Annotated in this window: 23 protein-coding genes; 4 read left to right on the top strand and 19 right to left on the bottom strand. The window is 63.4% G+C overall.

The window, feature by feature from the left end:
* Window positions 1-42: 42 nt before the first annotated feature.
* From ACP15D_RS17540 to ACP15D_RS17500, 9 genes are all read right to left on the bottom strand, one after another.
* The gene (locus ACP15D_RS17540) at window positions 43-981 is read right to left on the bottom strand and encodes an OmpA family protein (RefSeq protein WP_424958705.1); all 939 of its coding nucleotides are present in this window, start codon (window positions 979-981) and stop codon (window positions 43-45) included.
* A gap of 202 nt (window positions 982-1,183) precedes the next feature.
* Window positions 1,184-1,693, bottom strand: coding sequence for a peptidoglycan-associated lipoprotein Pal (gene pal / locus ACP15D_RS17535; RefSeq protein WP_424958704.1), 510 nt, complete (start codon window positions 1,691-1,693; stop codon window positions 1,184-1,186).
* Window positions 1,694-2,236: 543 nt separating this feature from the next.
* Window positions 2,237-2,362, bottom strand: a complete 126-nt coding sequence (locus tag ACP15D_RS17530) for a hypothetical protein (protein ID WP_280173538.1) — start codon at window positions 2,360-2,362, stop codon at window positions 2,237-2,239.
* A gap of 615 nt (window positions 2,363-2,977) precedes the next feature.
* Window positions 2,978-4,450 carry a Tol-Pal system beta propeller repeat protein TolB gene (gene tolB / locus ACP15D_RS17525; RefSeq protein WP_424958703.1) on the bottom strand — a complete coding sequence of 491 codons (1,473 nt, stop codon included), beginning with the start codon at window positions 4,448-4,450 and terminating at the stop codon, window positions 2,978-2,980.
* Between the two features lie 83 nt (window positions 4,451-4,533).
* A complete protein-coding gene (locus ACP15D_RS17520; RefSeq protein ID WP_424958702.1) occupies window positions 4,534-5,598 on the bottom strand; it encodes a protein TolA in 1,065 nt (354 codons plus the stop codon).
* A 2-nt stretch (window positions 5,599-5,600) separates the two neighbouring features.
* Window positions 5,601-5,843 (bottom strand): hypothetical protein, encoded by a 243-nt coding sequence (locus ACP15D_RS17515; protein WP_424958701.1) that lies wholly within the window; start codon window positions 5,841-5,843, stop codon window positions 5,601-5,603.
* A 4-nt stretch (window positions 5,844-5,847) separates the two neighbouring features.
* On the bottom strand, window positions 5,848-6,297 hold the full coding sequence (tolR, locus tag ACP15D_RS17510) for a protein TolR (protein WP_424958700.1): 450 nt from the start codon (window positions 6,295-6,297) through the stop codon (window positions 5,848-5,850).
* A gap of 35 nt (window positions 6,298-6,332) precedes the next feature.
* The gene (tolQ, locus tag ACP15D_RS17505) at window positions 6,333-7,049 is read right to left on the bottom strand and encodes a protein TolQ (protein ID WP_424958699.1); all 717 of its coding nucleotides are present in this window, start codon (window positions 7,047-7,049) and stop codon (window positions 6,333-6,335) included.
* A 261-nt stretch (window positions 7,050-7,310) separates the two neighbouring features.
* Window positions 7,311-7,961: a carbonic anhydrase gene (locus ACP15D_RS17500; protein ID WP_424958698.1), complete on the bottom strand. Its 651-nt coding sequence runs from the start codon at window positions 7,959-7,961 to the stop codon at window positions 7,311-7,313.
* Between the two features lie 243 nt (window positions 7,962-8,204).
* Between ACP15D_RS17500 and ACP15D_RS17495 the strand changes: the two genes are divergently transcribed.
* Together ACP15D_RS17495 and ACP15D_RS17490 are read left to right on the top strand one after the other, a co-directional pair.
* Window positions 8,205-8,900, top strand: a complete 696-nt coding sequence (locus tag ACP15D_RS17495; protein WP_424958697.1) for a hypothetical protein — start codon at window positions 8,205-8,207, stop codon at window positions 8,898-8,900.
* A 561-nt stretch (window positions 8,901-9,461) separates the two neighbouring features.
* Window positions 9,462-9,830: a hypothetical protein gene (locus ACP15D_RS17490; RefSeq protein ID WP_424958696.1), complete on the top strand. Its 369-nt coding sequence runs from the start codon at window positions 9,462-9,464 to the stop codon at window positions 9,828-9,830.
* Window positions 9,831-10,032: 202 nt separating this feature from the next.
* Here ACP15D_RS17490 and ACP15D_RS17485 read toward each other — a convergent pair whose 3' ends face one another.
* The 6 genes from ACP15D_RS17485 to ACP15D_RS17460 form a co-directional block, all read right to left on the bottom strand.
* Window positions 10,033-10,317, bottom strand: coding sequence for a hypothetical protein (locus tag ACP15D_RS17485; protein WP_424958695.1), 285 nt, complete (start codon window positions 10,315-10,317; stop codon window positions 10,033-10,035).
* A gap of 175 nt (window positions 10,318-10,492) precedes the next feature.
* Window positions 10,493-10,795, bottom strand: coding sequence for an HU family DNA-binding protein (locus ACP15D_RS17480; RefSeq protein ID WP_424958694.1), 303 nt, complete (start codon window positions 10,793-10,795; stop codon window positions 10,493-10,495).
* A gap of 166 nt (window positions 10,796-10,961) precedes the next feature.
* Complete coding sequence (locus ACP15D_RS17475; protein ID WP_424958693.1) at window positions 10,962-11,513, bottom strand: YbgC/FadM family acyl-CoA thioesterase; 552 nt, start codon at window positions 11,511-11,513, stop codon at window positions 10,962-10,964.
* Entirely contained in the window at window positions 11,510-12,406 is an 897-nt protein-coding gene (locus ACP15D_RS17470; RefSeq protein WP_424958692.1) for a metallophosphoesterase, read from the bottom strand. The genes ACP15D_RS17475 and ACP15D_RS17470 overlap by 4 nt, the downstream gene beginning before the upstream one ends.
* A gap of 103 nt (window positions 12,407-12,509) precedes the next feature.
* Window positions 12,510-13,589, bottom strand: a complete 1,080-nt coding sequence (gene ruvB / locus ACP15D_RS17465) for a Holliday junction branch migration DNA helicase RuvB (protein ID WP_424958691.1) — start codon at window positions 13,587-13,589, stop codon at window positions 12,510-12,512.
* Window positions 13,590-13,637: 48 nt separating this feature from the next.
* Window positions 13,638-14,252 (bottom strand): TMEM175 family protein, encoded by a 615-nt coding sequence (locus tag ACP15D_RS17460; RefSeq protein WP_424958690.1) that lies wholly within the window; start codon window positions 14,250-14,252, stop codon window positions 13,638-13,640.
* 173 nt (window positions 14,253-14,425) lie between these two features.
* Here ACP15D_RS17460 and ACP15D_RS17455 point away from each other — a divergent pair, with 173 nt between their 5' ends.
* Both ACP15D_RS17455 and ACP15D_RS17450 read left to right on the top strand, forming a co-directional pair.
* Window positions 14,426-14,821: a hypothetical protein gene (locus ACP15D_RS17455; protein ID WP_424958689.1), complete on the top strand. Its 396-nt coding sequence runs from the start codon at window positions 14,426-14,428 to the stop codon at window positions 14,819-14,821.
* 116 nt (window positions 14,822-14,937) lie between these two features.
* A complete protein-coding gene (locus tag ACP15D_RS17450; protein ID WP_424958688.1) occupies window positions 14,938-16,203 on the top strand; it encodes a S41 family peptidase in 1,266 nt (421 codons plus the stop codon).
* Window positions 16,204-16,208: 5 nt separating this feature from the next.
* On the opposite strand, the gene ACP15D_RS17445 is transcribed toward ACP15D_RS17450, so the two are convergent.
* From ACP15D_RS17445 to ruvC, 4 genes are read right to left on the bottom strand one after another with little or no spacing between them, the layout of a single operon-like run.
* The gene (locus ACP15D_RS17445) at window positions 16,209-16,685 is read right to left on the bottom strand and encodes a DUF992 domain-containing protein (RefSeq protein WP_424958687.1); all 477 of its coding nucleotides are present in this window, start codon (window positions 16,683-16,685) and stop codon (window positions 16,209-16,211) included.
* Window positions 16,686-16,745: 60 nt separating this feature from the next.
* Window positions 16,746-17,159 (bottom strand): hypothetical protein, encoded by a 414-nt coding sequence (locus ACP15D_RS17440; RefSeq protein WP_424958686.1) that lies wholly within the window; start codon window positions 17,157-17,159, stop codon window positions 16,746-16,748.
* A 10-nt stretch (window positions 17,160-17,169) separates the two neighbouring features.
* Window positions 17,170-17,784 (bottom strand): Holliday junction branch migration protein RuvA, encoded by a 615-nt coding sequence (ruvA, locus tag ACP15D_RS17435; RefSeq protein ID WP_424958685.1) that lies wholly within the window; start codon window positions 17,782-17,784, stop codon window positions 17,170-17,172.
* 41 nt (window positions 17,785-17,825) lie between these two features.
* Window positions 17,826-18,341, bottom strand: a complete 516-nt coding sequence (gene ruvC, locus ACP15D_RS17430) for a crossover junction endodeoxyribonuclease RuvC (protein WP_072376127.1) — start codon at window positions 18,339-18,341, stop codon at window positions 17,826-17,828.
* Between the last annotated feature and the right edge of the window lie 81 nt (window positions 18,342-18,422).

The raw sequence follows: 18,422 nt of genomic DNA, 5'->3' as shown, positions 1-18,422 counted from the left end.
CGGAAAAATTCCTCTCTTAGGCATCACTTGGCACCAGGGTTGTCAACGCGTCATGCCTGCGGTCTGGCCCACCGTCTGGGTGGCCGTCACGGCGGTCGCCTCGGCCACTGGTGGGGTGGGCACAGCTACCGCAGACAGGGCCGTGGCCATGGGAACGGTGCTGAGAAGGCCGAGCCGCTCGCGGGTGCCCGTGGCGAAGACCAGGGTCACGGCGCGGCGGTTCTGGGCGCGGCAGTCGGTGTCGGCGCAGGTGGCGATGCGGACGGAGCGGCCCAGCGGCACGATGGCGATGCGGCTCGGCTCGACGCCTTCCTCGATCAGGCGCTGGCGAACGGCCTCGGCGCGACGCTGAGACAGAGCGACGTTGTCCTGCTCGCTGCCCGGCTCGTCGGCGTGGCCCTCGATGGCGGCTTCGAACTCGTGCCAGCGCATGAGCCAATGCGCCTGTGCGTCGAGCGCTGACCGCGCCCGAGAGCCGAGTTCGGCGCTGCCGGGCGAAAAGAAGACGCGGTCGCCAGCCTCAATGCGCAGTTTCGATTGGATCGACGCGTTGCGGCGCAGCTCGCGATCCCAGGCAGGTGCGCGCTGCTCGCCAGCGATCGGCATGTCAGCGAGCGACGGCAGCGAACCCGTGACGGTTATGGCGTCGAACGGATCGGTGCTGCGCGCCTCGATCGGCTCGCGAGCGTCGAGGTCGCCGAGCTGCTGGCGCGCGTTGTCGGCTGCCTCGGTTCCCGGGAAGCGGGCGACGACCGATTCGAAAGTCTGCCGCGCGTAATCGGGATGACCACCAGCCAGCTTTTCAACGCCATCGAGATAGAGTTCGGCGGCGCGCTGCTCGGCGTCGTAACCAGAGGTGGTGCGCCAGGAAAACGGATCGGCACGCAATGCTGCGGACGACACGTCGACGGCGATCAGGAGAGCCACAACGAACACACAGCGTCCGACTACGCTACCTTGTGCACGCACGAGCCACTGCATCGCATTCCCCTCGTCGGCAAACCTCTGAAATCGCGGCAATCATTGCTGAGGATTTGCGGCGATTCTTTGCTGTGTTGCGCGCCGGTGCGCGGAGCTGTGGAAGTGCGGCCGGACAGCAACAGCGTTCAATCCGGCGCCGGCACAAACGAAAATCCCGCGGACGAAGCCGCGGGATCAAGCAGTCGAAGACTTTGATCGGAAATCAGTTTCCGGCGGTGCGTGAGTTGAGCACCGTTTGTGCGCGGCGATTCTGCGACCAGCATGAGATGTCGTTGCACACGGCCACCGGGCGCTCCTTGCCGTAAGAGATGGTGCGCAGGCGAGCCCCGTTGATGCCGTTCTGGGCCAGGAAGTTCCGCACCGTCGTAGCGCGGCGGGCACCGAGAGCGATGTTGTATTCGCGCGTGCCGCGCTCGTCGGCGTGGCCCTCGATGGTGATGGTGTACTGCGGATACTGCTGCAGCCACTGCGCCTGCTTCTGCAGCGTCGCGGTCGCTTCGGGCGTCAGGTCCGAGCTGTCGGTGGTGAAGTAGACGATGTCGCCGACGTTGACCGCGAAGTCACGGTGCGTGCCGGGCGTCACCGAGCCGTCGCGCCCCGTGAGCGACGAATTCGGTTGAGTCTCGTTGTTGGCGCAAGCGGCGACCAGACCACCCACAAGCAAGACCGCAAGCAGGCGCGTCGCGCGGGTGAACCAGGATGTCGTGGCCATGCAAATCCCTTTCGTCGCCCACTGATCAACGTAAACGCCTGGAGCGCGGCGACTGTTTCATCTCGATGAGGAGTTAGCGTGCCGCTCGTACGAAAATGTGGCCGCTTATCCGCTTCATCAGGACCTTTGTGCGATTCGTCGCCCGGAAGGACCTGAAAGCAATCATTATCCGGTGCAAAGAAACTGCGCGCAGCGACCAAAGGACCCGGTGTGGCGCTGCTGCATCGCAGATATGCCACACGTGCAAGCCTTGCTTGCAGAGCGGAGAGCCGAGACCGCTTGCGGTGTCGTCGGCGATCTATTGGGAAGCCACCGAGGGACTGCGAATCAATCGCACCGGCTCGGCTGAAATCCGAGATGCGCTCGGCCCGGATATCACGTCGCCCCGTGCGCCGGCCGCCTGCGTAGCGAATCAATCGACGGCGAGACGAGACGAGAGGAAGCGAACGCTACAAACGACCAGGGCCGAGACCGACACCAGAAGTGTCGATCTCGGCCCTGTAGATCGGTCTTCCTAGCGAGACGTGCCAGGAAGCTAGCTGTTTAGCGCACCGACTGCGTCGAAGCCGGAACGTCGGCGCCGAGCTTCAGCGGAGCGGGCTCCTCGCGGCGGCAAGCGCCGAGAGCAACAGCAGCGGCAACGGCCGCGATCAGGATGGCCCCCTTCATCGTCGTATCTCCTAAAAAGGTTGTCCCCCTCGACTAAGCGTGATGCTTAGCGAGCAACTTCCGTGGTCATGTCAGCGCCGAGCTTCAGCGGAGCAGGCTCTTCACGACGGCAAGCGCCCAGAGCAACAGCAGCGACGACGACGGCGAGCACGATTGCACTCTTCATAGCATTTTCTCCTAATGTTGTCCTGGCCTTGCCGCCTGCTCTTAGCGAGCGGGCTGCGTAGCGGCAGGCAGATCAGCGCCCAGTTTCAGCGGCGCGGGCTCTTCACGACGGCACGCGCCCAGAGCAACGGCCGCAACCACTGCTGACAAAACGATCAGCCCCTTAAAACCCTGCATGGTCTCATCTCCTGATGCTTTATCGGCACTAGCCATATACTGGGGTACTTGCGCGGCTCGACTTGATCAAGAACAGAGGCGTTTAGCCCTCAGTTTTCCAAGGCGGCAGATGCGAAAATGCAACTGCGTTCCGCGGCGTTCTCAGCGTCTGACTGGTTCCGATGGTCCTCACCGAAAAAGCCCGAATTTACGCGGTAAACTCGCCCCTTCGGTGTCGAGGCGTCTGGGCATCATTGATGCTCGGGGTTAGTTAATTTCAGGTTAAACGCTGTTTCAATTCAGGAGTGGCGACCACGCCGGATCAGACGCGAACGCCGGCGTCTTGATCACCCGCTCGTTGTAGCCGGTCAAATCGATGGAATAGATTCGCGGACCGCCCGTCGGGCCTTGCGATTCGCGGAAGAACATCAACACGCGGCCGTTGGGTGCCCAGGTGGGGCCTTCGTTGTGGTAGCCCTCGGTGAGGATGCGCTCGCCGGAGCCGTCAGGACGCATCACGCCGATGAGGAATCGGCCGCCGAGTTGCTTGGTGAAGGCGATGTAGTCGCCGCGCGGGGACCAGACGGGCGTCGAATACGAGCCCTGTCCCTGGCTGATGCGGTGGGCGGCGGACCCGTCCGAATTCATCACATAGATCTGCTGTGAGCGGTCGCGGTCGGATTCGAACACGACCTGGCGGCCGTCGGGCGAATAGCTCGGGCTGGTATCGATGGCGAGGCCCTGGGTGAGCTGGCGCCGCTGGCGCGTTCTCAGGTCCATCTCATAGATGGCCGAGTTGCCGCCCTCCTGCAGACTGAGAATCACGCGCTGGCCATCGGGCGAGAAGCGCGGAGCGAAGGTCATGCCTGGGAAATCGCCGACAGTCTCGCGATGGCCGGTCTCCAGATTCATAAGGAAGACCCGCGGTGAGCCACCGCCGTAGGACATGAAGGTGATTTCCTGGTTGGTTGGCGAGAAGCGCGGCGTGAGCACAAGCTCCTGCCCCTTGCTCAACAGGCGGACGTTGAAGCCGTCCTGGTCCATGATGGCGAGGCGCTTGATGCGACGCTCTTTCGGGCCGGTCTCGTCGATGAATACGACGCGGGTGTCGAAATAGCCCGACTCGCCGGTGAGTTGCTTATAGACCTGATCGGCGATGATGTGGCCAGCGCGGCGCCAGTTCTGCGAGCTGGTGGCGAATCGCTGGCCGGCGAGCTGGCGTCCGGTCGCCACGTCCCAAAGGCGGAACTGGGCAACGATGCGGCCATCGGCGCTGCGCCCGACGTCACCGACGACGAGTGCGTCGGCTCTGATGGAGCGCCAGTCGGGGAAGCGAGGAGCGGCGTTCACGTCGCGCACCTGCTCGAGGAAGGAGGCGCGGTCGAGCGGCTCGAATAGCCCAGAGTTGCCGAGGTCCGCGGTGACGACTTCGGCAATGTCGGCGGCGAGCTTCTGGTCGGGGCCAAGGAAATAGGGAATCGCGATCGGAATCGGCGCGATGGTGCCCTGCGTCTGGCGACCTTGCAGACCACCGGCGCCGCTGCCGCCGGAAAGGCCGCCGCCGCCACCGCCGCCCGGAGGGCTGGAGGAGCCGCCCTGGAACTCGCGCAACTGAGCGTCGAGACCGCCGCCGCCAGATGAGCCCTTATAGCTGTCGTCGGGACGTTGCGCGGAGGCCGGCGCCAGCAACGCGCTGGCGAAGAGTGTGGCGAGCACACCGAACAGCATCGTCCGCCAAGACCCAGCTTTGCGCGCAACCGCTACCATTCGTCCGTTCCCATCGTGCATGTGGCTCTGATCCTCTGCCCTTTCCGGGGCTCCTTAGCACCGAATTGCGCCCGTGCGCATACCTAGCGCTGCACCAATCCTAAGATGACGGGCCAATCGAACGCCCAAGTGACCGTGCTCCAGGATCCATACATGTCGGGCGGAAGCTGGAACGGGGCACATTGCTTGATCGCTCGGACCGAAGCATCGGCGGCGATAAGGAACAGCGGCGTGTTCTGGCGATTGATCACGACGGGCTCACCGTTGAGTGAACCATCCTGATTGAGCTGGAAGCGCACGTTGACGACCGGCGTGTCGGGGCCGCCGCCGCCGCCGGGTAGGCGCGCGCAGGGCTCTAACTGCCGGTTGATCATGGACAGGAGAAGATCCTGCTGGCGCGCGGACAAGACGGTGTCGTGCCCCTGCCGCTCGCCCGCCGTCGGCCCCTCGTAATCCGTGGGCTTGGTGGGCTGAGTCGATGACTTGGGCGCGCCGCGCTTATCGGGCGTCTTGTCGAGCAGCGCGGCGATCTTGTCGGCGTCGAACTTGTTCTTCTCGCGCTGCTTGCGCTTCTCCTCGGCGAGCTTGCGCTTCTTCTCCTCGGCCTTCTTCTTGGCTTCGAGCTTCTTCTTCTCTTCGGCCTTTTTCTTCGCCTCGGCTTTCTTCTTTTCCTCGGCCTTCTTCTTCTCTTCCTCGACCTTGCGCTCCTGCTCGAGCTTCTCTTCGAGCTTCTTCTTCTCGTCGGGCGTCGGGCCAGGTTCGGGCGGCGGCTCGGGCGGGGCGGCCGCGAGCTTTTCGGCGATCGGGTCCTTCTTCGGCTCGGGCGGAGGTTCGGCCTTTTTCGGCTCGCTCTTTTCCGGCTCGGGCGGCGGCGGCTCGGCGGCCGGCGGAGGCGCCACAACCGGATTGGGCTTGTCAGCTTCCTTCTTTGACGTCTCCTCGGGCGGCGGCTCTTCCTTGGCCTTCGCCTCGAGGTGCTTAGATGTCGGGTCGCCCTGCTTCAGGCGCGTCAGCTCGGACGGGGTGACGATGGTCGCCTCGATGGGGATCACGGTCGGCAAGTCGAGCGGCTGCTCGTGGAAGGAGAGCAGCGCGTAGGCCAACAGCAGTGCGTGACCGATGAATGAGGTGATGAACCCGCGGTACACGCCTAGTGTCCTGACGCAAAGTTTCGCCAGAGTTCGCTAGCGGCACCACGAGCGACCATCGGCAACATGGAAGACGGTTTCACGACCGGCACGGAGCGCATCGCTCGGCTCGTGCGGCGCAGTTTCAAAGATTTGATCGATACGTGACCGAGAATGATGGCGAATTTCGCGATCACAGCGCGCGTATCACGATACCGAAGCTCGCCTAAGCCGGCTGCAATGTTACCAGCGAACTTCGCGGTCATCGCGCTAGCCTCCGTCCTCCACTTCCGTGACGAGCGACACTTTGCGGAAGCCGCCGGCGCTGATGCGTCCCATGACCCGCATGACCGTGCCGTAAGCGACACCCTTGTCGCCGCGCACGAAGATCTGCTCCTCGTAGCCGTTCTTGGCGATCGCCTTGAGCTTGGGGGCGATCTCGTCGAGCGGGACCGCGGTCTCGCCGATGAAGACGTTGCCGTCGGACTTCACGGAGATGACCAACGGCTCCTTATTGGCTTCGAGCTGCTTACCCTTGGCCTGCGGAAGCTCGATCGGCACGCCAACCTGGAGCAGCGGTGCGGCGACCATGAAGATGATGAGCAGCACGAGCATCACGTCGACCATCGGCGTGACGTTGATCTCGCTCATCGGCGCATTGCGCCCGCGACGGCGACGCTTGCCGCCGCCTCCCGTGTTCGCCTTGATGCTCGCGCCCATACCTGCCTAAGCCTTCCTAGTTGCTGCGCGGAACGTCAGCTTCTCACGTCGATCTGGCGCGAAACGATGGCGGCAAACTCGTCCGCGAACGCCTCGAGCCGATGACTGATGGCAGCGCTGTCAGCGGAGTACTTGTTGTAGAAGATAACCGCGGGAATGGCGGCCACGAGGCCGAGCGCCGTCGCAAACAAGGCCTCGGCGATACCGGGCGCGACAACCGCAAGGTTGGTGTTCTTGGAAACGGCGATGGCCTGGAAGCTGGTCATGATGCCCCAGACGGTGCCGAAGAGGCCGACGAACGGCGCGGTCGAGCCGACGGTGGCGAGAAACAGAAGCCGGCGGTCGAGCCGCTCCATCTCGCGGCTGATGGTGACGTCCATGACCTTCTCGACGCGGAGCTGGATGCCGCCGAGGGCGCGGATGTTGCCTTCGACCGAGCGTTTCCACTCGCGCATCGCGGCGACGAACAGCGCGGACATGGTGATCGGCTTGGTGCGTGAAAGGGCGGTATAGAGCTCGTCCAGCGACTGACCCGACCAGAACATGTGCTCGAAGCGGTCGGACTCGATGCGCGCACGGCGGAAGGCGAAGAACTTCTCGACGACAATGGCCCACGACCAGATGGAGGCGATGAGCAGTCCGGCCATGACGAGCTGCACGACGATGTGCGCCTGCAGGAACAGCTCGAGGAACGAGAAACCGTGCGCCGCCGGCGGACCGATGGCTTCCTGCGCGAGATCGGTAGGATTCATTTGGTTATCCAGTGACGGAGGAAGGGCCCGGAATGCGAGCGCCCGCAACAGCGGCACAACCGGCCGGCGCCGCCGGCCATGCGCAACCGAAGCTTGAGTTTGTCTTGCTTCGCCCACATCCCCAAGAGGGCATGTTGCCTCGCAATATGACCAAACGGCGGCGGGCGATGCGACTCGACTTGCTGGGCCATACTAGACCATGCGGCAAGCGTCCGGCTTCAGGTGAAAGCCGCCAAGCGGCGTCTTTCCCCTTGCTGAGTTTCAATCCAGCAGGCCGCGCCAGCCGCCGGTCTGCGGATCGTAGGTGGTCAGCTCGCCCGTAAACATGTCGTAGAGCCAGCCGTGAATGTTGAGGCTGCCCGCGGCGACCCCCTCGCGCACGATGGGGTAGGTCATCAGGTTGTCGAGCTGGAACTGGACGTGAGCCTTCACGGTCTCCGTCAGCCGTTCCTCTTCAGGAACGCGTGCTGCGGCAATGAGTTGGTGGGCGGGCCGGGTGAACTCCATCCAGCGGCCGAGAGGCGCCGCGCGGTCGAGCGCCATCGGCTCGAGCAGGGCGGCGATGCCGCCGCAGCCGGTATGACCACAGACGACGATATCGTCGATGCCGAGGTGGCCGACGCCATATTCTATGGCGGCTCCGACCGTATCGTCGGCAGCGTCGGCCGGCGGCACGACATTGGCGATGTTGCGGACCTCGAACAGCTCCCCGGGGTCGGCATTGGTGATGGTTGCCGGCACCACACGGCTGTCGGCGCAACCGATCCACAGAAGGCGCGGCTTCTGCTTCTTGGTTGCCAGGGCACGATAAAAGGCGCGGTCACGCTCGAACTGCTGGCGGAAGCGCTCGTGGCCCTCCATCGCATCCTTGATGTCGAGGTCCGTGCCATCGGCATCTTTCTCCTGCGTCATTCCCGTCCCTCCCGACGACCGTCCCCGATTCCCGCATCATGGTTAGCTGCGCGGCGGTTGTCGATGCCACGAGTAAATCCGGGACTAACCAAGCGGCTACACTTTGTTCGGATGCCCCGGGGTAAGGTTATAACGAGGCCGACAGGGGCGATCGGGTTGCAGCGTCCTAATTCGGGCTAATTCAGCCACTTAATTCCCCGCTACCAAGGGTGCCGGGGGGCCGTGCAAGCCTGGTCAATGGTCATGTTGCGTATTCACGCGTTACTCGCCACCGCCCTTTTGGGCCTTGCTGCCTCTGCCATTGGCGATGCCCGGGCGGAGGAAGAGTTTGTCGGACGCAGCGTCACCCTTGCCGGCCGCAAGGTGTCGTGCGGGAAGGCCGACATCATGATCGACCGGAGCCTGCCCAGCGAGGGCGGTGCCGGCGAGACGATCCTCATCCTCAATCCGACTATGCTGAACCAGCAACCGCCGACGGTACGGCTGTTCGTGTTCAACCACGAATGCGGCCATCTCACCGTGGGCGATAGCGAGCTCGCTGCCGACTGTCATGCCGTGCATCGCGGCGTCGCCGAGGGCTGGCTCGACCGCAAGGGATTGAAGCAGGTCTGCGATAGCTTCGAGGGGGCGCCGGAAACGGATACGCATCCTTCGGCCAAGCGCCGGTGCGCTTACCTCGACAAGTGCTTCGCCAAAGCACTGGTGGAGCAGACGCCAATCGCGCCGAAGCCGATACCGGTCCGCCTGCCGAACAAAGTCCCGGAGGCAATCACCGCGTCGGCACCTGAGCTTCCCGTCGCCAAGAAGGCCGCCCTCGGCCAGGCGAAGGTGATCTCGGCGTGGCGTTGTACTGACCCGCTGGATGTGACCGGCAGCAATCCCGATCCGATCGGGCACGCAATCAAGAAAGACGAAGAGCGCGCGGAGCGCTGCCGCTAGCGTCCGCTCGCACCGCGCAGACCGAGCACCGGGCCCGGATAGGCGCGGCATCGTGCTGCCGCGTGCGTGTCTTCATCAGCATGCTCGACTGACGACAGCCGCGAGCAAGAAGATGGAAAGCCGCTTTCCTCGCAACGCCCACGCGCGACAATCAATGCGCCGGGCAAAAGTTCCTCGCTCGATTTCCAATCGGGCTCGAATTGCGTAGGCAATTATTTTTTTGCATTTACTCGAAACGGCCAATTGCCGCTCTAATCGTTTCAGCAATAAAACATCGGTTTATTAGCTTTTGAACCGAAATGAACGGTTGCACGGTCACCTCGCCGCTTAACTTACAAAAATATAGTTACGCCCTGTGTTTCTGGTCGTTTTGGCACGCAAAAACCGGCAATCGATGCCGTTCATTAACCATAACCCGCGAAGCATTCGTTTTGTTTTTCCGGCTAACCGATTTTTACGTGGCCCGCTGTTATCCATTTTCACGTGCCGTTCGGTGTAACCCGGCGATTGCCGAAATACCGAACATTGAAAAATCTACGTGGGTGAATTTGGGAGTTTCGAATGCGTGGGCTTCTTGGAGTTCTGGTTGCCGCTGGCGTAATGGCCGGCACGAGCGTGGCGATGACGTCGACCGCCGAAGCAGGTTTGTTCCATCGTGACGGCTGCTGCACCGTCGCGAAGAAGGTTTACTACCGCCAGCCGACGACGAAGCTGGTTCCGCGCGTGACCTATGAGCGCGTGCGCAGCTATCGCACTGTCTGGGTGAAGAAGGCCTATTCCGACCGTTGCGGCTGCCGCAAGTTCTATCGTCGCGTCGCCGTTCAGCAGCCGACCGTGTCGGTTGTGAAGAAGGTCGTGTACGAGCGCGTGCGCGCCTATCGCACCGTTGCGGCCGTGAAGTACTTCCGCAAGCGCTGCTGCTGCCACTAAGCGGACCGCAGATTCTGCTGCCAAGCGGAGGGTGCGGCCAAAGCCGCACCCTCCCTTGCATTTTCCCGATCTCATATCGTTCGGGCGAAATTGTCTTATTCGGAAGTCGCCAGCCGAAACAGCCAGCCGCCTTGGGCGGCTTTTTTATTGCCGAAATGCCCGGCGCGGGAGCGATTGCGAATTCGCCCCTTTGAGCTGCGCGCTATTTTCCGCGCTCGTGATCGCGCTGCCAATAGACGAACAGTACCGTCACCAATGCCGTCAGCACCATGGTGGCGAGAATGTCCGTGCGATTGATGAAGCTGACCCAGACGTCCCAGCCCTGAGACAGGCGTCCGCGCGGCACCAAAAGACCGCTGCCAATGAGAATCGCAAGGGCAACGCCAGACGTGATCGCGACAGCTGCGAGGATCTGCAGACCGCGTTTCAAGAGGCGCGGCACCGTCAACTTCTTGCCGGGTACGACAAGTATCGTTTTCTCGGACATGTCACCTCCCTCAGTTGCTACGGGCGCAAGGTAGCCGATTCGCACTGTATGGCCGGCTGGTGGCAAGACTTTGGTTCGATGCGTCTTCGGCGGTGGTGCGTGTCCAAAAAGAAACGCGCCAGTGCGAGAGCACCGGCGCGATCATTGTGCATTCAAAGAAACCGCGAGCTTTGGCTCAGATGGATTCCTTGAGCTCCTTGGCGGCGCGGAAAGCGACCTTCTTCGACGCCTTGATCTTGATGGTCTCGCCAGTCGCAGGATTGCGGCCCATGCGCGCCGGGCGCTTGCGAACCTGCAGCACGCCGATGCCGTTGATGCGAATCTTGTCGCCCTTCTTCAGGTGCTTGGTGATCATGATCACCAGATCCTCAAGTATAGCGGCCGTCGTTTTCTTGGGGAGATCATGCGCTTCCGAGAGTGCAGCACCGATCTGGCGGAGCGTGATCGTGTTTTGCTTCGGAGCGGGTTTTTCAGCCATCGGTTGGTTCCTTGAGAGAATCGTTCTGCCGGAGGATACTACGCGAATTGCACGCACAATGTGCCGTCGGCCGAGCGCGAATATGCGGGATAAAGCCCAAAATCAAGCGCTTTCTGCTCATCGGCGCACACAAGTGCTGCTCGCGGACCCCAGATAAGGCCCTTGTTTAGGGGCTTTCGAAGGATTGGCGCAGCGCGCCCGAGATGCGCAGCGGCTTGCCTGAGACCGAGATCAGCACGACCGTGACCTCTGCTTCTACGAGAGTCGTGGCCTTCCGTCTTACGCGCTGAAGAAGCGTCAAACTGGCCGCGCCCACGGCCTTCACGCGGGTTTCGACCTCGAGCAATTCGTCGATCCGGGCGGGCTTCAGGAAGTCGAACGTCATGCGGCGCACGACGAACGCTGCGGGCTCTCCACCGTCGGAGCCGTCGATCAAGCGGCGATGATCGCCGCCGAGAAGGCGCAGAAAATCCGAGCGTCCGCGCTCGCACCAGCGCACGTAGCTCGCGTGGTAGACGAGGCCGGAGAAGTCGGTGTCCTCGAAGTAGACGCGGATCGGCAGGACGTGCGCGCGGCTGCCGTCGATGTCGACGAGGCGGCCAGCTAGGTCTGGCCACTTCGGATCTGTGGTGCTCGGTGTATCGCTCATGGCAGGTAGAAAGCCGATCACATCGGGCTTGTCACGTGCGCATTCGTCACGCGCGCGCCCTGACGTCACGCGCTTAGCCCAATCTCCACGATCTCGGGCGGAGAGCCGAGGCGCACAGGCAATCCGCTGCAGCCGAGACCGCCGGAGACGATCAGGTTGCGTCCGTCTTCGACGACGTGACCGTAGACGTAGCGTGCGCCGAACTTCGAGGGCACGACCGGCGCGTAACCGAACAGGCGCACCTGGCCGCCATGCGTATGGCCCGCGACAGTCAGGGCGACGCGCTCTGGCACTTTGGGGAAGATGTCGGGCTCATGCACCATCAACAGCAGCGGCGCGTCGTCGGTCACCTGTGCGAGCGTACCGGGAAGATCGTCGATGCCATCGTAGCCGCGACTATTCTTGCGCCAGAAGGCCCACTGATCGCCGAGGCCCGCGAGCCAGAACGGCTGGCCATTCTTCGTAAGGCGCACGCAGGTATTCTCATGCAGCGTGATGCCGGCGTTCTGGAGCGCAATGCCAGCGGGTGTCTGGCCCCCGCGGCGCTCCTGCACCTGGGCGTCTTCCCACCAATCGTGATTGCCGAGGACGGCGTGCACGCCGAGCGGAGCCTTGAGTGCGCCCAGCGCGCCGGCCCATTCGCGGTGCGGTACGGGTGCCCCGTAGCGTGAGATGCGGTGTCCGGCGACGAAGTCACCCAGCAGGAGCACGCAGTCCGGCTTCATCGCGTTGACTTGCGCGACGATGCCCTCGATGCGCTCGACATCCATCCAGGGTCGGCATGCATGCAAGTCAGCGAGTACGACGAGTTTGAGCGTCAAGCCCGCAGGCCAGCCGGCGGGGCTCAGCTGATATCTGGTGACGGTGGTCGAGAACGACTCAGCCAGCGCGTAGCTGCCGAAGCCGACGCTGCCGATGGCCGCCGCACCAGCGGTTTGGATGAGTTGTCTGCGGGTGATCACGATTGTGCCGGTGCTGCCTGTCGATGAGGTTGCGCGCGTTGTGGCGCAAAAGATGTGCCAAAAATTGGCGCCCGTGCGGCAGGCATGTGCACCCTACGCTTCGTCAGGCTGTCCCGGTCTGATCCCCGGGATCATCGGAAGTGTCCTCTTCCGGGACATCGAACAGGGTGCTTTGCGGGCTGGAGGATCGCTGCGGACCCGACATCCCGAGGTGCTTGTAGGCCTTGAGCGTGGTGATGCGCCCGCGCGGCGTGCGGCTGATGAAGCCTTGCTGCAGCAGGTAGGGCTCGACAATCTCCTCGAGCGCGTCACGCGGCTCAGAGAGCGCTGCGGCGATTGTCTCGATGCCGACGGGACCACCGTCGTGCGCCTTGGCGATGCAGGCAAGATAGCGGCGGTCGAGTGCGTCGAGGCCTTCGCTGTCGACCTCGAGTGCATTGAGCGCCTTGTCAGCAAGCGTTGCATCGATGATGGCGACATTGGCGACAGATGCGAAGTCGCGCACGCGGCGCAGCAGGCGACCGGCAATGCGCGGCGTTCCGCGAGCGCGGCGGGCGATTTCATGCGCGCCGTCAGGGCCGATTGCAGCGCCGAGCACGCGGGCACCGCGGGCGACGACGCGTTCCAGTTCAGCGACGGTGTAGAAGTTGAGGCGCACGGGGATGCCGAAGCGATCACGCAGCGGCGTCGTCAGCAGACCAAGGCGGGTGGTGGCGCCGACGAGCGTGAACTTGGCGAGGTCGATGCGAACCGAGCGGGCAGCCGGCCCCTCACCGATGATGAGATCGAGCTGGAAATCTTCGAGGGCGGGATAGAGGATTTCCTCGACCGCGGGGCTCAAGCGATGGATCTCGTCGATGAAGAGAACGTCGCGATCCTCGAGGTTGGTGAGGAGCGCAGCAAGGTCGCCGGCCTTGGCGATGACGGGCCCGGACGTGGCGCGAAAGCCGACACCCAGCTCCTTGGCCATGATCTGCGCCAGCGTCGTCTTGCCGAGGCCGGGCGGGCCGGCGAAGAGAACGTGGTCGAGCGCTTCGCCGCGGTCGCGGGCAGCCTTAATGAACACGGTGAGGTTGGCGCGCGCCTGCTCCTGGCCGATGAATTCGCCGAGCGATTGCGGGCGCAGCGATGCTTCGGTGGCATCGCCGTCGCGCCTTGAGCCGGTGACAAGCCGATCGGTCATGGTTTGTTCCTGACGTGGTTCGCGATGCGCGTCAAGGCTGCGAAAGCATCACGCGCGGGAGAGACGGTCACCGATAGGACCGGCAAGAGCGGCGACCAGCCAGCTCCACTGCGCGGGCGTGGCTCCATAGCCATAGGCGATGGGGATCGAAGCGGCAAAGACGGTGGCGACGAGCAGCGGGGAGATCACACCGATGCGGCGCATCTGGCGGGAAACGTCGGACCGCACGAGCCCGGTGCGGGCGCAGGCATACCCCCAGATGGCTGCCAGCAGCAGGCAGCTCACCATCAGCACGAGCGCATAGAGGACCGTGGGCAACGGCCCATCGAAGTCGCTGAGGATGCTGGTAACGAATGGGATCAGCACCACCGACATCAGAAAGAACAGGTTCAGCCAGACGACGATGGCATCGACGCGCCGGATGTTTGCGAACTGGGCGTGGTGCGCCATCCAGAGGACGCCGATGACAATGAAGCTCAGCACGTAGCACCAGAACGGGTGGGCGAGTGCCGCAAGGCCAGCGTACAGGCTGGCGGGAGATGATCCCTCGGGGAGCTTAAGCGCCAGTACAAGCACGGTTATCGCGACGGCCATGACGCCATCGGAGAAGAACGTCAGGCGATCCGACGGATAGGAGCGATCGAATGGGCTCTCAGTGCTCATAACGGTTGGGTGGGCTGCTTTGCGATGAGCGTCAAGAACTCGTTGTCACGCGATGTTGCAGAGCAGAAACGATTTCGATCAAAACCTCGCCCTTCCCAGCCTTATAAGAAGGGTCTAGCCTGCGTTGCGTGGGGGTCGGTCGTTCCGTTGCTCGGCGATCCGAAGGAAGCAGTATGAAGCGTTTGCTCGTTCTCGTTGCGGCAGTGGGTGCCGCGGTTGCAGTTTCTGCAAGAGCCGGTGAATTGTGCGTCGCCTGCGAAGAGCCGTCGGCGACTTATCGGTGTTCGATCGAGCAGCCCTCGGAGAAATATCAGCTCAAGGGTGAACTCGCTGGCGAAGTCTGCAGCAAAGTGCTGGCGAAAAAGGGCGCGCACCAAAAGTGCCATATCGCGGAGGTGCCGGAGGGCGCCACTTGCGAGGGCGCGGAGCGGGTCGTCACCATTACCGACTATCAGCGCGCGGTAAGCGACAGCGGCGAATCCACCTACGAGGTGGGCGCATTGGAGATCGCGCGGCGTAACGTGCACGATACGTGGCTGTGCGTGACGTCGATTTTCAAAGATTGCTGATTTGTAAGGCGCCGCGGGCGGTTCGGCGGCGCTATCCTCCTTCCATCGCCGACTTCTGCCTCTAAATTGCAGGTGTGGATGCGGGCGCGATTGCGCCTGTGTGAGGAAGGCCGCGGATGAGGAAGACAGACATGCGAGCATTCGTGCGTTCTGGAGCTTTGGCCGTTGCCGTGGCTGGCGCGCAGGCATTGCCTTCCCTGATGTCGGAGGCGCGCGCATACGAGCCCAAGCGCGAAGACGACACTGCCGTCTACGAGGAAGTGTGGCGCCTCGTGCGCGACCGGTTTTATGACCCGAAACTGAAAGGGCTCGACTGGCAGGCGACGGGCGACAAACACCGTGCCGCCTATGCCGCTGCCAAGACGGATACGCAGCGTTCGACTGCGATCAACGCGCTGCTCGGCGAACTCGATGCCTCGCACACGCATCACTATACGAAAGAAGAGACTGCCTATTACGAGCTGGTCGATATCTTCGCCTATCCGCTGCGGCGGGAGATCCCGAAGCACTTCTCGGGCGGCAAGGTGCGCTACGCGGGCGTCGGCATGTTCACCCGCGATATCAACGGCAAAACATTCGTGACGGCGCTGTTTCCGAACGGACCGGCCGAGCGGGCCGGGCTTCTCGCAGGGGACGAGATCGTTGCAGCGGACGGCAAGCCGTTCCAGCAGATCGGCTCGTTTCGCGGCAAGGTGGGCGAGAAGGTTGCGCTGGCCGTGCGGCGCGCGGCTGGCGAGGCGACGATCGAAATCGCCGTTGCACCGAAGTGGATCGATCCAGGCGAGATGTTCGAGGCGGCAGTGCGCGACAGCGCGCGCATCATCGAGGCGAATGGCAAGCGCATCGGCTACGTGCGCGTCTATTCGTATGCCGGAAGCGAATACCAGCGTCAGCTCGAGGACGTGCTGAGCGAAGGCAAACTGAAAGACGCCGATGCCCTGGTGTGGGATTTGCGCGATGGCTGGGGCGGTGCGCATCCGCGCTACCTCAGCATCTTCAACACCTATGGCCCGACGCTGGCGCTCACGGGGCGCAAGGGAGCGACGCATCTCGTCGGCTATCGCTGGGGCAAGCCGGTGGCAATGCTGGTCAACGACGGTACACGATCGGGCAAGGAAGTGCTGGCGTACGGCTTCAAGAAGAACGGCTTCGGGCAGGTCGTCGGCGAGCGAACGGCCGGTGCGCTACTGGCCGGTACGGCATTCCTGTTGTCGGACGGCAGTCTGCTGATCCTTGCCGTCGAGGACGCTGCGGTCGATGGCGAGCGGCTCGAAGGCAAGGGCGTGGCGCCTACCATCGAGGTGCCGTTCGACGTGCGCTATGCGGCGGGCAAGGATCCGCAGCTCGACCGCGCCATCGGCGTGCTGGCAGACGGCGCTTGAAGTGATCAGCCCGGCGTCGACTTTATGCGCAGCTCGACGACGGTGACGCTGGGCTCGGCGTTTTCCTTGTGCTCTTCATCCGCGATCGGCTGCAGGCTATAGGCATCGTCGCGCTCGCCAACGAGCAGCTTGGCGGTCTCAGGCTCGCCGCTCGCGCCCGCAACTCTGCCGACATAGGTCTGCTGAAGAATGGCCGGCGCCAGCTTGCGATCGGACGGACCGAGCACGGACCAGATCAGAACGCGCTTGCCCGAAAGCGCCGTCTGACTGCCGACGCGCTTCACCTCGCCGATGTAGACTTCTCCCGGGCCGTTGCCGGCCGGCTTGAAGGCGCAGTGCATCAACTTGGTCTGGCTGTCGGGAGCGGTGTCTTTCTCAGCGTGCTCGGCGAGTGTGCAGGTTAAGATGCCAACGTCGGTCTGCATTGCGGCTGTCGTCGACACAGCGCCAGCGAGTTGGGCGGCAAGGATGATTGGCAGCATGGGAAATCCTCCATCGTCGGGGAGGAAACGCCCAGAGCGGCGATCCGTTGCGCCGTTATGTCAGTCAGGAACAATATCGGCCTGAATCAGCACTTGACGCACGATGATGGAGACGACGCCGGCGAGGAAGGCCAGATAAGGGCGGGCGTCGTGCAGCTCGAGCGGCAGCAGCAGGGCAGCCCCAGCAAAGGCGATGACCGCGACGGCGGCGGCCGCCATCCACGACAGTGCCCCAGTGCGCCAGACGACGGCGGCGAGAATGATGCCGGTCAGAACCGAGGGCACGGCCGACCAGACAAATGTGGCGAGCGCCGCCTCGCCAAGGCCGCCGACATTATCGGGAACGAGGCTGTTCAGTCCGGTTGCGCGCGCCAAGGCGACGAAAATGACGACACCCAATCCGGCGAAGAAAGGCGCTGCCAGTGCATAAAGCAGAAAAGTCCAGAGTGCGCGTTGAGCGTTCGATACCATCATGCTTCAGGCGTCAGCGCGCCAGCTCCTTCAATCCGCGGCGGATGAGCTTAGCGGTGTCTGCGCCTTCGCCCAGCTCCTTCATGGCCACGGCTACGGCGGCCGAGGCTTGAGCTGGTTGATATCCCAGATTTGACAATGCCGACATGGCTTCGGCCGCGGCATTGTTCTCTGGCGGCGCCCCTGCGCCCTGGCCGGCGGCAGGGATCGTGAGGCCGACAGCAGTGAGACCCGGCGCCTTGTCCTTCAGCTCGGCGACGATGCGCATCGCCAGCTTCTTGCCGATGCCGGGCGCTTGCTCGACGCTGGCCCAGTCTCCCAGCGCAATGGCGTTGGCCAGCTCCTGCGGCGACAGCGTGCCGAGCAGCCCGAGCGCCACCTTTGAGCCCACACCCTGCACGTTCTGCAGCGTGCGGAACCAGGACCGCTCAACCTCGCTGGCGAAGCCAAACAAGCGGATGGAATCCTCGCGCACATGCGTGTCGATGGTGAGCGAGACCTCGTCGCCGATCTTAAGGTTGCGCAGCGTACGCGAGGACGCCTGCACCTCGTAGCCGACACCGCCCACGTCGACGATGAGGAAGCCCTCGCCGATGGCGTCCACCTTCCCTCGCAGCTTGCCGATCATTGCTGGTTCTCCCCCGGCCGGCGGATCTCGCGCGGCAGCATCTATCGCCGGGCGGCGACGGCCAGGCGCACCCGCGCCTGACGATGGTTGGCATGACAGATGGCGATTGCAAGCGCATCCGCCTCGTCGGCGCTTTCCACTTTCGCTTTCGGCAGCAGGAACCCGATCATGGCCTCGATCTGGCGTTTCTCCGCGTGCCCCGCGCCGGTCACCGACTTCTTGACGAGATTGGGCGGATATTCGGCCACCACAAGACCACCCATGGCCGGGGCCAGCAGCGCCATGCCGCGTGCCTGCCCGAGCTTCAGGGTGGAGCGGGCGTTGTCGTTGACGAAGGTTTCTTCGACGGCCGCTTCATGCGGCTTGAAGGCAGCGATGACGCTGGCGATGCCCTCGAACAGTTCGCGCAGCCGGTAGGCCAGGTCGAGATCGGTGGGCGCAGTGATGAGCCCGCTGGCGACGTAGCTCAGGCGCACGCCGTCGCTGTCGACGACGCCCCAGCCGGTGCGGCGCAATCCAGGGTCGATACCGATGATGCGTGTGAAGGTTGTCCCCATGACCGCGACGCATAGCACGAAGCCGATTCGGCGCAGTGCCTATGGTGCATCGCGCCGGGAAATTCCGGAGAGACAAATAGT

The organism is Hyphomicrobium sp. 1Nfss2.1 (genome assembly GCF_965243865.1).
In the GTDB taxonomy this organism is placed as follows: Bacteria; Pseudomonadota; Alphaproteobacteria; order Rhizobiales; family Hyphomicrobiaceae; genus Hyphomicrobium_A.
This window is presented reverse-complemented; position numbering and strand designations above follow the sequence as displayed.

Excerpts from the sequence above, each read along its gene's own strand:
- ACP15D_RS17540 (WP_424958705.1), bottom strand. The coding sequence starts at position 981 with ATGCAGTGGCTCGTGCGTGCACAAGGTAGCGTAGTCGGACGCTGTGTG.
- pal (WP_424958704.1), bottom strand. The coding sequence starts at position 1,693 with ATGGCCACGACATCCTGGTTCACCCGCGCGACGCGCCTGCTTGCGGTC.
- ACP15D_RS17530 (WP_280173538.1), bottom strand. The coding sequence starts at position 2,362 with ATGAAGGGGGCCATCCTGATCGCGGCCGTTGCCGCTGCTGTTGCTCTC.
- tolB (WP_424958703.1), bottom strand. The coding sequence starts at position 4,450 with ATGGTAGCGGTTGCGCGCAAAGCTGGGTCTTGGCGGACGATGCTGTTC.
- ACP15D_RS17515 (WP_424958701.1), bottom strand. The coding sequence starts at position 5,843 with ATGACCGCGAAGTTCGCTGGTAACATTGCAGCCGGCTTAGGCGAGCTT.
- tolR (WP_424958700.1), bottom strand. The coding sequence starts at position 6,297 with ATGGGCGCGAGCATCAAGGCGAACACGGGAGGCGGCGGCAAGCGTCGC.
- tolQ (WP_424958699.1), bottom strand. The coding sequence starts at position 7,049 with ATGAATCCTACCGATCTCGCGCAGGAAGCCATCGGTCCGCCGGCGGCG.
- ACP15D_RS17500 (WP_424958698.1), bottom strand. The coding sequence starts at position 7,961 with ATGACGCAGGAGAAAGATGCCGATGGCACGGACCTCGACATCAAGGAT.
- ACP15D_RS17495 (WP_424958697.1), top strand. The coding sequence starts at position 8,205 with ATGTTGCGTATTCACGCGTTACTCGCCACCGCCCTTTTGGGCCTTGCT.
- ACP15D_RS17490 (WP_424958696.1), top strand. The coding sequence starts at position 9,462 with ATGCGTGGGCTTCTTGGAGTTCTGGTTGCCGCTGGCGTAATGGCCGGC.
- ACP15D_RS17485 (WP_424958695.1), bottom strand. The coding sequence starts at position 10,317 with ATGTCCGAGAAAACGATACTTGTCGTACCCGGCAAGAAGTTGACGGTG.
- ACP15D_RS17480 (WP_424958694.1), bottom strand. The coding sequence starts at position 10,795 with ATGGCTGAAAAACCCGCTCCGAAGCAAAACACGATCACGCTCCGCCAG.
- ruvB (WP_424958691.1), bottom strand. The coding sequence starts at position 13,589 with ATGACCGATCGGCTTGTCACCGGCTCAAGGCGCGACGGCGATGCCACC.
- ACP15D_RS17460 (WP_424958690.1), bottom strand. The coding sequence starts at position 14,252 with ATGAGCACTGAGAGCCCATTCGATCGCTCCTATCCGTCGGATCGCCTG.
- ACP15D_RS17455 (WP_424958689.1), top strand. The coding sequence starts at position 14,426 with ATGAAGCGTTTGCTCGTTCTCGTTGCGGCAGTGGGTGCCGCGGTTGCA.
- ACP15D_RS17450 (WP_424958688.1), top strand. The coding sequence starts at position 14,938 with ATGAGGAAGACAGACATGCGAGCATTCGTGCGTTCTGGAGCTTTGGCC.
- ACP15D_RS17445 (WP_424958687.1), bottom strand. The coding sequence starts at position 16,685 with ATGCTGCCAATCATCCTTGCCGCCCAACTCGCTGGCGCTGTGTCGACG.
- ACP15D_RS17440 (WP_424958686.1), bottom strand. The coding sequence starts at position 17,159 with ATGATGGTATCGAACGCTCAACGCGCACTCTGGACTTTTCTGCTTTAT.
- ruvA (WP_424958685.1), bottom strand. The coding sequence starts at position 17,784 with ATGATCGGCAAGCTGCGAGGGAAGGTGGACGCCATCGGCGAGGGCTTC.
- ruvC (WP_072376127.1), bottom strand. The coding sequence starts at position 18,341 with ATGGGGACAACCTTCACACGCATCATCGGTATCGACCCTGGATTGCGC.